Here is a 13,180-nt window from a genome sequence, read left to right on the forward strand (position 1 = left end):
GATTCACGAAATCAGGATTTTACCGGGGTTCATGATATTGAGCGGATCGAGCGCTTTTTTGATCATGCGCATATAATCGGTCGCTTCACCAAGCTCCATGGCGAGATATTTCATCTTGCCCTGACCGATGCCGTGTTCGCCTGTGCAGGTTCCTTCCATGGCCAGCGCCCGCATCACGAGCCGGTCCATGAAAGCTTCCGCGCGCTCCATTTCTTCCGGGTCTTCCGTATTGAGCAGCAGAAGCAGATGGAAGTTGCCATCGCCCACGTGACCGACGATCGGCGCGATGATGTTGCTCTCCGCCAGATCGCGTTCGGTCTCGGTGATACAATCGGCCAGACGCGAAATCGGCACGCAGAGATCGGTCGAAATGCCTTTGCAGCCGGGGCGCAGCAGCGACGAGGCGAAATAGGCGTCATGGCGTGCCCGCCACAGACGGTCGCGCTCCTCGGCGTCCTGTGTCCAGTGGAACGGTCCGCCGCCATGTCCGGCGGCGATTTCGCCGAAAATCTCGGCTTGTTCCGCAACGCCGGTTTCAGTGCCGTGGAACTCCACGAACAGATAGGGCTGCGCTTCGTAGGGCAGCTTCGAATAGAGGATCAGCGCTTCCATCTGCAACTTGTTGACCAACTCGATACGCGCCACCGGCACGCCCATCTGGATCGTATCGATCACCGCGCGACAGGCCGATTCCACATCCGGGAACGGACAGATGCCGCCGGAAATTGCCTGCGGAATGCCCTGAAGCTTCAAGGTCAGCTCCGTAATGATGCCGAGCGTGCCTTCCGCGCCGATCAGCAGGCGGGTGAGGTCATAACCGGCGGCGGTCTTCTTGACGCGCTTGGACGTTTCGATCAGGCGACCATCCGGCATGACGGCCTTCAGCGCCAGAACATTCTCGCGCATGGTGCCATAGCGAACCGCATTTGTGCCGGATGCGCGTGTCGAGGCCATGCCGCCGAGCGTCGCATTGGCGCCTGGATCGATGGGGAAGAACAGGCCGGTATCGCGCAGATATTCGTTAAGTTCCCTACGCGTGACGCCCGGCTCGATGACGCAGTCGAGATCTTCGGCATGGACGGCCAGAATGCGGTTCATATGCGTCAGATCGAGCGATACGCCGCCCGCCGCCGCATTGACCTGACCTTCCAGCGACGAACCAGCGCCGAAAGCCACCAGCGGTACGCGATGTTCGGCGCAAATGCGCACCACATCCTGCACGTCCTGCGTATTCTCAGCGAACACCACGATATCCGGCGCCTGCGTCGGCACATAGCTGGTGGTGTGGCCGTGCTGCTCACGCATGGCCTGCCCGGTCTGCGCCCGCTCGCCAAAACGCTGCTTGAGGATACCGACAACAGCGGCGATCCCCTCTTCATTGCGTGGAAGCGCGATCACATGCTCAAGCGACATTGTTCATTCTCCGGAATATTAAACAGCAGGAAGAGCCAATGCTGCCGGGTCCTGCCCCAGCTGCAAGGCGATGGCGCGCACGACGAGATTGTGATCCTCGCGCTGCGGCAAGCCCGAAACGATGGCGGCTCCAATCACACCGGCGCCCGCAACGCGGATCGGGAATCCGCCGCCCGCCAGCGCGTACTCACTTACATCCAGCGCCTTATGCGGCGCAAACATCCGGTCTTCACGATTTTGTTCCAGAACCAGGCGATAGGTCGAAGCATGGAAACGGCGCACGACATTGAACTTGCGGCGCAGCCATTCAGAATTATCCGCCGTGGTGCCGATAGTCGCCGCGAAGAACAAACGCCGGTCCCACAGCGAAATATCGATGCCCACGCCGAGCTTTTCCTTCACGGCGATATCGCGAATTCTATGGCCGAGCGCAAAAGCGTCGTTCTCGTCGAAAGACGGAAAAATCAGTGCCTGTTCCTGACGGATGATCTGCCCGATCGCCAATTTGGTGTCGTCGCCTTGCGCCACGTTTATCGCTCCATGGAAACTCAGATGGGTTTCTTGTGCCCCTTCATTCACATGTTTGCAACAGCGGATATCCACCGACGTTCATCGCCAAACTTGATTGATGGTACACAAGACGCTAGTGGAACCTTATGGCTCAGAACCCCAATATCGATGTGCCTTTGAAGGGCGACCAAATTCCCCCGTTTGTGGAGACAGCCGTGTTTAAGCGCGACGTGTTTTCCGAAACGCGCGCGGGCTATTTTGCGAACGATCCCGACACGCGCATTATCCGCCGTGTGGTGAGCGCTGCTCCCTGGTGGTCGAGCCCGCTTGCATGGATTCTCGCCCGGCGCGAAATTCGCGGTCTGAAGACCGTGCGCGGCATTGAAGGTGTGCCGCAGCTGATCGCAACGGATCGCGACGGCCTCTATCGTTCGTGGACGGAAGGCACGCCGCTGCATCTTGCGCGCCCGTCCGATCCGAAATGGTATCGCACCGCGCATCGAATCTTACGCGATATGCGCCGTCTTGGCGTCACGCATAATGATCTTGCAAAGCCACAAAACTGGCTGATGACGCCGGAAGGCGAAGCCGCTGTGATCGACTTCCAGCTTGCCAGCGTCCATCGTCGTCGTGGCGCGCTCTATCGGCTGATGGCGTATGAAGACTTCCGCCACCTCATCAAGCAGAAACGGGCATTCGCCAAGGATCTGATGACGCCGACGGAAAAGCGTATTTTGGCGCGCCGTTCGCTGCCCTCGCGCATCTGGCTCGCCACCGGCAAGAAGGTCTACAACTTCATCACACGCGGCATTTTCAGCTGGTCGGATGGTGAAGGCACGGGCGACCGTATCGACAATGAAGGCCCGGCGATTCTGGCCGCACTCAAGTCTGATCCGCGCGTCAAGGATGTGGCGCTGACGCTTTATTCGCTGCCAGCCAAAGGCGTGGGTCTCTATGCTTTTGTGGAAACGCTGGATGCGGATGAAAAAAGCCTACGGGCGCGTCTGAAAAGCCAGAAGGTGGAGCTGATCCAGCCGGTCGCGCACCTGCCGCGTCGTGAAGACGGCACCATTCGCGACGATATCCTGCGGCTGATCGCCATGAACCAGATGACGGAGCTGGACGATCTGTTGCAGCGCGAGCCGGAAATGCGCGGCCTTGTGGAAGCGCTGGCCGCCCACCGCCTGAATTTCACGGACCGGCGCGTTACTCAATTAGAGTAGTCGAATATTTTAACCGTTTCGCTGGTCTTTCAGCCACGAATCATTACATTCGGGGTCAGATGTCCGATTTTCCCGACGATATGCCGTTTTTCGGCGATGATGCACCGGCTGGCCGCGCGCCAGCTACCGGCGGTATTGCGGCGCGCGCCATGGCCGCGCGCAACCAACAGCGTGGCGAGCCTGACTACCTGAAAGGGCTGAACCCGGAACAGCGACAGGCCGTGCTGACGACCGAAGGCCCGGTTCTGGTGCTTGCGGGTGCGGGCACCGGCAAGACCCGTGTTCTGACCACCCGCATCGCCCATATCATCACCACCGGCCTTGCCTATCCGAGCCAGATTCTCGCCGTGACCTTCACCAACAAGGCCGCGCGCGAAATGAAGGAGCGTATCGGTCATCTGGTCGGCGGCGCGGTGGAAGGTATGCCATGGCTTGGCACGTTCCACTCCATCGGCGTGAAATTGCTGCGCCGCCATGCGGAACTGGTCAATCTCACATCCGATTTCACCATCCTCGATACTGACGATGTGATCCGGCTGATCAAGCAACTCATTCAGGCGGAAGGTCTGGATGACAAGCGCTGGCCTGCGCGCACTTTCGCCAATATGATCGACGGCTGGAAGAATAAGGGCTTTGGTCCCTCCGACATTCCGGAAGGCGATGCGCGCTCGTTCGGCAATGGCAAGGGCCGCGAATTGTATCAGGCCTATCAGGAGCGCCTGCGCACGCTCAACGCCTGCGACTTCGGCGATTTGCTGCTGCATCCGATCCGCATCTTCCGCAACCATCCCGATATACTGCGCGAGTATCACGCCAAGTTCCGCTATATTCTGGTGGACGAATATCAGGACACCAACACCGCGCAATATCTCTGGCTGCGCCTGCTCGCACAACGACCGCAGCCAAGAAACGCTCCTGATAGCCGTACCCCGCTTTCCTTACCTCAGGGTGAGGGTTCGCGCGTCAATCTGTGCTGCGTTGGCGATGACGATCAGTCGATTTACGGCTGGCGCGGGGCGGAAGTGGACAACATCCTGCGCTTCGACAAGGATTTTCCGGGCGCGGTTGTCATCAAGCTTGAGCGCAACTACCGCTCGACCGCACATATTCTTGGCACCGCCGCGCATCTGATCGCTCACAACGAAGGCCGCCTCGGCAAGACGCTTTTCACGGAAGCGCCAAATCCCGACGATCCGCGCGTGAAAGTGCATGCAGCGTGGGATTCGGAAGAAGAAGCCCGCGCCGTTGGAGAAGCGATCGAACAGGCGCAACGTCAGGGCCATATGCTCAACAACATGGCGATCCTCGTGCGTGCTTCCTTCCAGATGCGCGAATTCGAAGACCGCTTCGTGACGCTTGGTCTCAACTATCGCGTTATCGGCGGCCCGCGCTTCTATGAGCGGCTCGAAATCCGCGATGCGCTGGCCTATATGCGCGTCGTCGCGCAGCCAGCCGATGATCTGGCGCTGGAGCGCATCATCAATACACCGAAGCGCGGTCTGGGCGAAGCGGCCATCCGTCAGGTTCACGACTATGCTCGCGCCCGTGACATTTCGATGTTTGCTGCCGCCTGTGACCTGATCGAAACGGAAGAGCTAAAGCCAAAGCCACGCTCCGCCTTGCGCGAAGTGGTGGAAAACTTCCTCCGCTGGCAGTCGCTGCTCGACAACACATCGCATACCGAGCTTGCCGAGACGATTCTGGACGAATCCGGCTATACGGCGATGTGGCAGAACGACAAGTCGGCGGAAGCGCCCGGACGGCTGGAAAACCTCAAGGAACTGATCCGTTCCATGGAGGATTATGAAAGCTTGCGCGGCTTCCTTGAGCATATCGCTCTGGTGATGGATGCCGAACAGAATGAAGATATGGATGCGGTCAACATCATGACGCTGCATTCGGCCAAGGGTCTGGAATTCGAAACCGTATTCCTGCCCGGATGGGAAGAAGGCCTGTTCCCCCACCAGCGCGCGCTCGATGAAGGCGGACGCTCCGGGCTGGAGGAAGAACGCCGCCTCGCCTATGTCGGTGTCACCCGCGCCAAGAAAAACCTGCATATCTGGTTCGTGTCCAACCGCCGCATTCATGGCATGTGGCAATCGACCATTCCGTCGCGTTTTCTGGAAGAACTGCCGGAAGCCCATGTCGAGGTCGCCGAGCTGGAAGGCAATTACGGCGGCTATGGTGGTGGTTACGGCCAGTCCCGCTTCGACCGGGCCGATCCGTTCCAGAATAGCTATTCGACGCCGGGCTGGCAGCGCGCGCAGCAGAACCGCTCGGACGCGACCCGCAACAATTGGGGTTCACGCTCCGGCAGCCGCGTCGAGCGCGTCGGCTATGGCGAAACCGATTCCGGTTTCGGCGCCGGACGCGGTTCGGTCAAGGGCCGCACCATCGAAGGCGAACTGGTCGCGAAATCGGTTGCCGACAAGCCATCGGCATTCAAGGTCGGCGACCGCGTGTTCCACCAGAAATTCGGCAATGGCAAAGTCGCCGCCATCGACGGCAACAAGCTGACAATCGACTTCGACAAGGCCGGACAGAAGCGCGTTCTTGATGGCTTCGTGACGCCTGCCTAAACGAGACAAAAGCGCGCCGGATTATTCCGGCTTGCCCTTTTCCCATGTCACATCGCCTCTAAAGAGCGGCACGGTCGAGAGTGAAGTCTTGGCCGAACCATCCTGCACCTGCGTGGCGTGGGCGAGATAGAGCAGCGTATTGTTCTGCTTGTCGTAAATGCGGGTGATGACCAGCTTCTTCCAGATCAGGCTTGTGCGCTCGGAAAAGACCCGCTCGCCCTTCTGGCCAAGCTCGATATCGCCGATGGAAATCGGTCCGGTCTGCTCGCAGGAAATCGATGCATTGGACGGGTCTTCAAACCACTTTCCCTTTTGCAACCGGTCGATCATGCTGCGCGAGAAGGATGCGAGATGACAGGTCACGCCCTTGACCTTCGGATCGGGCACCGCATCAATGACGATATCGTTGCCGACCCAATCCACGCCAACCTTACCGACCTGTTCGGCAGTCGCCGGCAGGGCCGAGATGGCAAGAAAAGCGAAAGCGGCGAAAGTCTGCTTCATCATGTTCTCCCTGAAAACCTGTGAGGAGAAGTGGCGCGGCTGACCCGTCTTTGCAAGAGCTTACTGAAAAACACCCGCCGCCGAACCGCCTATTCCCATTTGTCGAGGAAGTCGCCAATCGCCATCGTTTGAATGTCGGGCACGGCCTCGAACAGCTTTTCGACCGGCCAGTCCCACCAGCAAAGTTTCAGCAGGCGTTCGACAATTGGATCATCGAAACGCTTGCGAATGAGTTTGGCCGGAACGCCGCCGACCACTGTATAGGGCGCGACATCCTTCGTTACGACGGCATTTGCGCCGATCACCGCACCATGACCGACCGTCACGCCCGGCGTGATAACCGCGCCATGGCCGATCCAGACATCATTGCCGATCACCACCCGTTTCGCCTGACGGCGCGCGCGAAAATCGCCATCGACACCCAGATAGCGGAAATATTCATTGGGGCGGTAGCTCAGCTTATGCGTGGTCAACCGTTCCATCGGATGTTCCAGCGCATTGATCCGCACATTGGCCGCGATGGAGCAAAACTTGCCGATCTCGGCATAAATGCCTTCGCCATTGCGCTCGAAATAGGTGAAGTCGCCGACCGTCACTTCGCGCAATATGACCCGCTCGCCGATATCGGCATAGCGTCCGAGCTTCGAGGATTTGAGCTGCGCGGTTGAATGAATGCGCGGCTCGCTGTTCTGGAAACGAAGATCGTCGGAATTGGCCATCAAAAGTCTCAGGGTTTTGAAGGCGACTTAAGCCGCCTGCTGCGAACTCTGTTCGCTCGATAAGTATGCCTTGATAACATTCGGCAGCACATCGTCAAACTTTGCGAGCAGCGCTGCATGAATTTGCGCCTGAAACTGCGGCTCGAACCGTTCGAAGCCCTGCACACAGCCGAACGGAGCCGAACCATCGCGAATTTTGTCCAGCTCCTGGCCCCAATGCCTGGCTTGCACGAAATCGAGATAAGCCAGTTCCCGTGCCGGGTGGACGGGCGTGTTATGCTGCGCAATTTCCAGATGGTTGGCGAGCGAAACCGTGTTGAACTGTTCGATATTGCGATAGTGGAACCCCACCTGCCGGTTCAGGACATCGGGGCGTTGGGCAAAGAACGAGGCCAGCGTGCTGCGTCTCAGTGGATGCGGGTGATGATGGATGCTCAGGAACCTGTCCTTCACCCCGGCTGTGACAGCGCCTTTCCATTGCGCAAGGCGGAATTTCGGGAACGTGTATTCGTATCGGGAAATCTTTCCGAGAAAGCGCCGCAGCTTGTACTTCCAGCGGGAATTTTCTGGTCGCACCCAGTCGCCATGCAATCTGGGGCGTCCGTTTTCATAAAGGTCGGACACGTCCAACGGGGCATTCAGAAAGAAATCATCGTTGGAATAGATGAAATGTTCCGAAAGGCCCGGTATGCGCCACACCGCACCTTCGATGGCTCTCGCATTAAAGGACGGGCGAGCCGCGGGCAGACCTTTGAAAATATCGTCATGCGAGACAATCTGGATGAAGGACGGATCACATTTTCCCTCGGCCGCGAAAGCATCGAGCAGCCGCGGCTTCTGATTGTCGGTGATGATGAAGATACGCCGTATGAACGGCGCGAACTTAATCACCGAGGCGATATTGTAATAGATTTCGCCATTGTCGAAGTAGCGCTCACTGGTTACCGCTTCGAAATGTGTCTTTTCGGAATCTGGCGCAAATTTCTGCCGCGAGGCCTTATGCGCCGGGTCCTGACCATCCACCCACGCAATTACGTAATCGATTTCCAATGCGGTTCTCTTGAAGTATTGCAGTTTTATAACTGAAATATAACAATCCGCCGGTCGATACCAAACGAAATAGCAGACTTCCACGTTCAACTTTGGTTGTCCGGCAAACAAAATGATTGAACAAAAATTTCAGAAATTATTGAAAACTGAGAAAAGAACCGTAGATTAGGCCCACTTAGAGCGGTTCCGGTTAAAACGGTATCGGGCAACCGCTCTATCTATTTATTTTTACGCATTATCCTACGCAAAGCCGCTACGCACTTTTGCTGGAAATGCTCTAGAAGTGCGTGATTATAAAGCACGCGAAGGCGCGCTCAGAAATGCAGGGTTCATCGGACATGAAAAAATTTCTGCCCATCTTCATCATTGCCTTCATCGTCGTGATTGTCGGCGCTGCTGGTTTCAACATGTTTCGGGACCGTCAAGCGGCGAAGGAACCCTTCGGCGGACCGCTCAATCTCGTCACGATGGATGGACAGCCCTTTACCGAAAAAGACCTGCGCGCCACGCCTTCGGTCATTTTCTTCGGCTTCACCCATTGCCCGGATGTCTGCCCCACCACGCTTTACGAGCTTGACGGCTGGCTGAACCAGCTGGGTGATGAAGGTCAGGACCTCAAGGCCTATTTCATCACCGTCGATCCTGAGCGCGACACGCAAGACATCATGAAAACCTATGTCGGCAATGTCTCGAAGCGCATTGTCGGCATCACCGGCACGCCGGAAAATATCGCCGACATGGTCAAGTCGTACCATGTCTACGCCAAGAAGGTTCCAGGCGAAGACGGCGAATACAGCATGGATCACACCGCATCCGTCTTCCTGCTCGACAAGGGCGGACGTTTCCGCAGCACCATCGCCTATCAGGAAAACCCGGACACCGCACTGCAAAAGCTGAAGAACCTCGCCAAGGGCGCTTCCGCCGGCTAGTGGTCTGATTCCAACATTTGCATCCCTCGGTTCACGCGCTGAGTAAATGTTGGAATCAAAAAGACCACTAGCAAGTATATGTATGTAGTGGATTTTTCGAATTTGACGTTTGAAACAGCATCTATGTCAGCCGGGATTCAAACGTCAAATTCAATCCACTAGTTCAAAGCCGAACCCTGCTTTCTTTGGCAACCGCCCTTTGGCGGGCATGTAAATCCCAAAGATTCGGAGCGCCATTTATGTGTTCGGATGGACGCGCGGCGCTCTGACAGCTAAACAGAAGCTCTTGAACTTTTAGAGAGCTTTTTACCTCATGGCCCAGTCACGACTTTTCTTTTCGGCGAACAAGGCGGAAGCCGAGCGCGTTTACAATATTCTCGAGCAGGCTTTCGAGGATGACGGCTTTCCCATCGCCATCACCGAAATTGATGAAGACCGGCAGATTTTCGAAGTTTCGGTCTATGTCGAGGACGGCGCTGAAGAGGTCGCGGCCCGTGTGGATGAGCTTGTCGGTGCCGACAAGTTCGAAACCGAGGAACTGCCGGATATTGATTGGGTCACCCATTCGCTGGAAGGTCTGAAGCCGGTTCGCGCCGGGCGTTTCTTCGTCCATGGCTCGCATGACCGTGACAAAATAGAACCGAACGACATTCCGATTGAGATCGATGCGGGTCTGGCCTTCGGCACGGGCCATCATGGCACCACCGCTGGCTGCCTCGAACTGATCGAGGAAGTCGTTGAGAACGAACATCCAACCAATGCGCTCGATCTTGGAACCGGCAGCGCCGTGCTGGCCATCGCCATTGCAAAGCTCGCGCCGATCCCGGTCCTTGCCACCGACATCGACCCGATTGCTGTCACCGTCGCGGCAGAAAACGCCGCCAAAAATGGCGTTGCCGAGCATGTCATCACGGCGACGGCAGAAGGTTTCGACCATTCGATCTTCCGCTCCTATACGCCTTTCGATCTGATTGTCGCGAATATCCTCGCCAATCCGCTGATCGAACTTGCGCCCTCGCTGAAACAGCATCTGGCTCCGAGCGGCTCGATTGTTCTCTCCGGCATCCTCGACAGCCAGCATGATGCAGTGCTCGCCGCCTATCAGGCGCAGGGCCTGACGCATCAAAAGACGCTGCATCGCGAAGGTTGGGTGGCGATCCATCTGAAATAATGCGATCCCGGAGACGGGACGCAAGAACGGTTATCTTCCATCTGTTGTGAGTTAGACCCATGGCTTTTCAGTCCTTTGACGTCACCACCAATCCGGCCAATGGCGCGCCCCGCGTGGCGAAGCTGCGCGAGAAAATGGCGGCCCTCAGCCTTGATGGTTTTCTGGTGCCTCGCGCCGACGAACATCAGGGCGAATATGTGCCGCCTCATGCGCAGCGCCTCGCCTGGCTGACGGGTTTTACCGGCTCGGCAGGTGCGGCTCTCATCCTGAAGAAATCGGCCTATGTCTTCATCGACGGACGTTACGAATTGCAGGTTCGCGCGCAGACCGACCCGAAAATCTTTTCCTATGAAAGTCTGGTCAGCACGCCGCCATCCGTCTGGCTGGCCGAAAACGGCAAGGGCCTGACTATCGGTTTCGATCCATGGCTCCACACCATTTCCGAAGCCCATGCGCTTCGCGAGGCGCTGGAAAAGCAGGGCGGCACGCTGGTTCCGGTCGAAACCAATCTGGTCGATGCGGTGTGGGACGATCAGCCCGCCGCGCCAACCGCTGCCGTGACCATCCAGCCCGCACGTTTTGCGGGTCATGAAGCCGCAGACAAGATCAGGGACATGCAGAAGGCGGTCACTGCCAGCGGCGCCACGGCCACCGTGCTGACGGATCCCTCGTCGGTCGCATGGGTGTTCAACATCCGCGGCAAGGATGTTTCCAACACGCCCCTGCCCTTGAGCTTCGCCATCATTCCGGCCAAGGGCGAACCGGAAATATTCATCGACGAAGCCAAGCTTGCCATTGAGCCCCGCGCTTATCTGACCCAGCTTGCCAAGCTGTCGGCTCCCAGCAATCTGGAAGGCCATCTCAGCGCACGCGCCGCAAAGGGTGAAGCCATTCTGCTCGACCCCGCACTTGCGGCAGAAAAACTGCGCCTGATTGTCACCGGCGCAGGCGGCATTGTGATCGAAGGCAAAGACCCTGCCCGCATTCCACGGGCGGTAAAGAACAAAGCCGAGCTTGACGGTTCACGTGCCGCGCATGAGCGCGACGGCGTGGCGATGGTCAATTTCCTGTCCTGGGTCGATGCGCAAAAGCCCGGCACGCTGGATGAAATCGGCGCAGCACAAAAACTGGAAGAATCACGCGCCAGCGCTGGACGTGATTTCCAGATGCCGCTGGAAGACGTGTCCTTCGACACGATTTCGGGCGCTGGCCCCAATGGCGCGGTGATCCATTATCGTGTCAATACCGACACCAACCGCACGCTACAGGATGGTGAGCTTTATCTGGTCGATTCCGGCGCACAATATCGCGACGGCACCACCGATATCACCCGCACGGTTCCGGTGGGCAAAATCGCGCCTGAAACCATCAAGGCTTTCACACTCGTGCTGAAAGGAGTGATTGCGATCAGCACGGCGCGTTTTCCCGCAGGCACGCGTGGACAGGATATTGATGTTCTCGCCCGCATCGCGCTGTGGAAACACGGCTTCGATTATGCCCATGGCACCGGCCATGGCGTCGGCGCTTATCTCTCGGTGCATGAAGGACCGCAGCGGATCGCCAAGACGGGTTCGCACGAACTTCTGCCGGGTATGATCCTCTCCAACGAGCCGGGCTACTATAAGCCGGGCTCGTTCGGCATTCGTATCGAGAACCTTATCATCGTCACCGAGCCGGAACTGCCGGAAGGCGGTGACATTCCGATGATGGGCTTCGAAACGCTGACTTTCTGCCCGATTGATCGTCGTTTGATCGACAAGGCGCTTTTGACGCAGGAAGAGCTGGACTGGCTCAACAATTACCACGCCCGCGTGCGTGCAAAGCTGTCAGGCCATCTGAAGGATGCGGAACGCAAGTGGCTGGAGACCGCCACCGCCCCGCTATAAGTTCAAATTGGGAAAAAATGGCGTAGCGCAATCAATAGCGCTGCGCCAGCAAAGAACATCGTCATCATGCTGACCCGCAAGGACAGGATGATGCAAACGGCCAGCACGAGCAGTTCGCGCCAGCCATGATCGGATGCGGGCGCGGCGACAATCGCCGTCAGCACAGCCGCAGGCACTGCATTCAGCGCCGCTTCCACACGATAATGCAAACGCTCAAAACGCGACAAAACCAGATGCCCGCCAATACGGGTCAGATAGGTGAAGAAGGCTGCGGCAATGATGATCCAGGTCGTGGTATCCATGGGCGTCAAACCTTCGCATTCTGCGGCTTAGCGAGAAGCGCGGCAAGCAACACGCCCCCGGCGGCCCCAAGCGTTACATGCCAGGGCGAACCGACGAATTTATAGGCGGCGATGGCAGAAATCGCGCTGACGACAACCACCTGCCACCAATGCCTGCGATGCCGGAAACTCATCACCATGCCGAGGAAGTAGATCGGCAGCAGGAAGTCGACGCCAATCGCGTAAGGATCGGAAATCAGGTCGCCGAACATCGCGCCAACCCATGTTTCCAGAATCCAGCAAATATAGGTCGTCAGCCCCAGCCCCATATACCACGAGAAGCTGATCTTCTTGCCTGCTTCGCTGCGAATCTCCACCTCCGCATATTGCGGGTCGACCAGCACGAAGAAGGCGACGGCCTTCTGCAAGAATGAGAAGTGGCGGATGCGCCGCCCTACTGTCGCGGAATAGAGCACATTGCGGAAATTGACCGCGAAGATGGAGAGAACAATCATCCATGGTGCGATATTCTGCCCGAACAGGTCGAGGCCGACCATCTGGCTGGCGCCGGCATAGAGCGATGCGCTCATAAACACCGCTTCGCCGACGGACAGGCCATTATCGATAGCGACCGCACCGAACAACACGCCGAAAGGTGAACCCGCCAGCACAATCGGCACTGCACGTTTCGCGCCTTCGATAAGCTCGCTGCTCGCAGAGACCTTTGCAGGCCTGAAACCCTGGTCCACGGAATCCCCTCCTTCAGCCAAGGAGCCATTAGAGCCTGAATCAAAAAGCGGCATGTGTGTGCGAAAATGGTGATTTTCGAATACCGGAGCGGAGCGTACTTAAGGTACGTGAGCACCGGAACGTAGAAAATTGCCATTTGCAGCCACACCGAACGACTTTTGGAAC

Annotated in this window: 12 protein-coding genes; 5 read left to right on the forward strand and 7 right to left on the reverse strand. The window is 57.6% G+C overall.

All coding sequences use genetic code 11. From position 1 onward, the window contains the following. Positions 1–3 precede the first annotated feature (3 nt). Both HWD97_RS16465 and HWD97_RS16470 read right to left on the reverse strand, forming a co-directional pair. Positions 4–1,413, reverse strand: a complete 1,410-nt coding sequence (locus tag HWD97_RS16465; RefSeq protein ID WP_121536368.1) for an FAD-binding oxidoreductase — start codon at positions 1,411–1,413, stop codon at positions 4–6. An 18-nt stretch (positions 1,414–1,431) separates the two neighbouring features. Beyond that, positions 1,432–1,941, reverse strand: coding sequence for a heme-degrading domain-containing protein (locus HWD97_RS16470; RefSeq protein ID WP_121536370.1), 510 nt, complete (start codon positions 1,939–1,941; stop codon positions 1,432–1,434). Between the two features lie 128 nt (positions 1,942–2,069). Between HWD97_RS16470 and HWD97_RS16475 the strand changes: the two genes are divergently transcribed. After that, positions 2,070–3,146 carry a serine/threonine protein kinase gene (locus HWD97_RS16475; protein WP_121536372.1) on the forward strand — a complete coding sequence of 359 codons (1,077 nt, stop codon included), beginning with the start codon at positions 2,070–2,072 and terminating at the stop codon, positions 3,144–3,146. A gap of 59 nt (positions 3,147–3,205) precedes the next feature. Continuing rightward, the gene (locus HWD97_RS16480) at positions 3,206–5,725 is read left to right on the forward strand and encodes an ATP-dependent helicase (RefSeq protein ID WP_121536374.1); all 2,520 of its coding nucleotides are present in this window, start codon (positions 3,206–3,208) and stop codon (positions 5,723–5,725) included. Positions 5,726–5,746: 21 nt separating this feature from the next. On the opposite strand, the gene HWD97_RS16485 is transcribed toward HWD97_RS16480, so the two are convergent. The 3 genes from HWD97_RS16485 to HWD97_RS16495 all read right to left on the reverse strand — a co-directional run bounded on the left by HWD97_RS16485 (position 5,747) and on the right by HWD97_RS16495 (position 7,998). Then, on the reverse strand, positions 5,747–6,229 hold the full coding sequence (locus tag HWD97_RS16485) for a CreA family protein (RefSeq protein WP_121536376.1): 483 nt from the start codon (positions 6,227–6,229) through the stop codon (positions 5,747–5,749). 89 nt (positions 6,230–6,318) lie between these two features. Beyond that, complete coding sequence (locus HWD97_RS16490; RefSeq protein WP_121536378.1) at positions 6,319–6,948, reverse strand: DapH/DapD/GlmU-related protein; 630 nt, start codon at positions 6,946–6,948, stop codon at positions 6,319–6,321. 27 nt (positions 6,949–6,975) lie between these two features. Next, positions 6,976–7,998, reverse strand: coding sequence for a Stealth CR1 domain-containing protein (locus HWD97_RS16495; protein WP_371835265.1), 1,023 nt, complete (start codon positions 7,996–7,998; stop codon positions 6,976–6,978). A 338-nt stretch (positions 7,999–8,336) separates the two neighbouring features. Here HWD97_RS16495 and HWD97_RS16500 point away from each other — a divergent pair, with 338 nt between their 5' ends. From HWD97_RS16500 to HWD97_RS16510, 3 genes are all read left to right on the forward strand, one after another. After that, positions 8,337–8,927, forward strand: a complete 591-nt coding sequence (locus HWD97_RS16500; protein WP_109370262.1) for an SCO family protein — start codon at positions 8,337–8,339, stop codon at positions 8,925–8,927. A gap of 313 nt (positions 8,928–9,240) precedes the next feature. Continuing rightward, positions 9,241–10,098 carry a 50S ribosomal protein L11 methyltransferase gene (locus tag HWD97_RS16505; protein WP_109369398.1) on the forward strand — a complete coding sequence of 286 codons (858 nt, stop codon included), beginning with the start codon at positions 9,241–9,243 and terminating at the stop codon, positions 10,096–10,098. Positions 10,099–10,157: 59 nt separating this feature from the next. Further along, on the forward strand, positions 10,158–11,984 hold the full coding sequence (locus HWD97_RS16510) for an aminopeptidase P family protein (protein WP_109369399.1): 1,827 nt from the start codon (positions 10,158–10,160) through the stop codon (positions 11,982–11,984). A gap of 2 nt (positions 11,985–11,986) precedes the next feature. Here the strand turns inward: HWD97_RS16510 and HWD97_RS16515 are convergent, their stop codons facing one another. Next, positions 11,987–12,286, reverse strand: a complete 300-nt coding sequence (locus tag HWD97_RS16515) for an AzlD family protein (protein ID WP_109369400.1) — start codon at positions 12,284–12,286, stop codon at positions 11,987–11,989. 5 nt (positions 12,287–12,291) lie between these two features. Continuing rightward, positions 12,292–13,014: an AzlC family ABC transporter permease gene (locus HWD97_RS16520; protein ID WP_109369401.1), complete on the reverse strand. Its 723-nt coding sequence runs from the start codon at positions 13,012–13,014 to the stop codon at positions 12,292–12,294. Positions 13,015–13,180 lie beyond the last annotated feature (166 nt).

This window comes from Ochrobactrum sp. C6C9 (assembly GCF_022627935.1).
In the GTDB taxonomy this organism is placed as follows: domain Bacteria; phylum Pseudomonadota; class Alphaproteobacteria; order Rhizobiales; family Rhizobiaceae; genus Brucella; species Brucella teleogrylli.

Excerpts from the sequence above, each read along its gene's own strand:
- HWD97_RS16465 (WP_121536368.1), bottom strand. The coding sequence starts at position 1,413 with ATGTCGCTTGAGCATGTGATCGCGCTTCCACGCAATGAAGAGGGGATC.
- HWD97_RS16475 (WP_121536372.1), top strand. The coding sequence starts at position 2,070 with ATGGCTCAGAACCCCAATATCGATGTGCCTTTGAAGGGCGACCAAATT.
- HWD97_RS16480 (WP_121536374.1), top strand. The coding sequence starts at position 3,206 with ATGTCCGATTTTCCCGACGATATGCCGTTTTTCGGCGATGATGCACCG.
- HWD97_RS16485 (WP_121536376.1), bottom strand. The coding sequence starts at position 6,229 with ATGAAGCAGACTTTCGCCGCTTTCGCTTTTCTTGCCATCTCGGCCCTG.
- HWD97_RS16490 (WP_121536378.1), bottom strand. The coding sequence starts at position 6,948 with ATGGCCAATTCCGACGATCTTCGTTTCCAGAACAGCGAGCCGCGCATT.
- HWD97_RS16500 (WP_109370262.1), top strand. The coding sequence starts at position 8,337 with ATGAAAAAATTTCTGCCCATCTTCATCATTGCCTTCATCGTCGTGATT.
- HWD97_RS16505 (WP_109369398.1), top strand. The coding sequence starts at position 9,241 with ATGGCCCAGTCACGACTTTTCTTTTCGGCGAACAAGGCGGAAGCCGAG.
- HWD97_RS16510 (WP_109369399.1), top strand. The coding sequence starts at position 10,158 with ATGGCTTTTCAGTCCTTTGACGTCACCACCAATCCGGCCAATGGCGCG.
- HWD97_RS16515 (WP_109369400.1), bottom strand. The coding sequence starts at position 12,286 with ATGGATACCACGACCTGGATCATCATTGCCGCAGCCTTCTTCACCTAT.